This window comes from Rhodococcus sp. PAE-6 (assembly GCF_025290685.1).
Taxonomy (GTDB): domain Bacteria; phylum Actinomycetota; class Actinomycetes; order Mycobacteriales; family Mycobacteriaceae; genus Rhodococcus; species Rhodococcus pyridinivorans.
Genome location: NZ_JAOCLZ010000131.1, coordinates 1 through 268 on the forward strand (window position 1 = coordinate 1; position 268 = coordinate 268).

1 protein-coding gene is annotated in these 268 nt (G+C 72.8%); it reads left to right on the forward strand.

Translation table 11 applies throughout. From position 1 onward, the window contains the following. Positions 1 to 268 (forward strand): DUF72 domain-containing protein (locus NVV99_RS26515; RefSeq protein ID WP_260783302.1); only part of this gene is annotated, 268 nt, incomplete at both ends.

Below are 268 nucleotides of genomic sequence, written 5' to 3' on the forward strand. Positions count from 1 at the left end.
TTCTTCGCCTCCGGTGTGCTCGCGCTCGGCCCGAAGCTCGGTCCGGTGCTGGGGCAGCTCCCGCCGACGCTCGGTTTCGAGGAGGACAGGTTCGCGGACTTCTTCACCCGGTTGCCCCGCACGACGAGGGCCGCCGGCGAACTCGCCCGCCGGCACACCGACAAACTCGCCGACGATCGGGTGTGGGTGGAGGTGGACGCCGCGCGTCCGCTGCGGCACGCCGTCGAGGTGCGGCATCCCGACCTCGCGAGCCCGCAGGCCGTGGAGT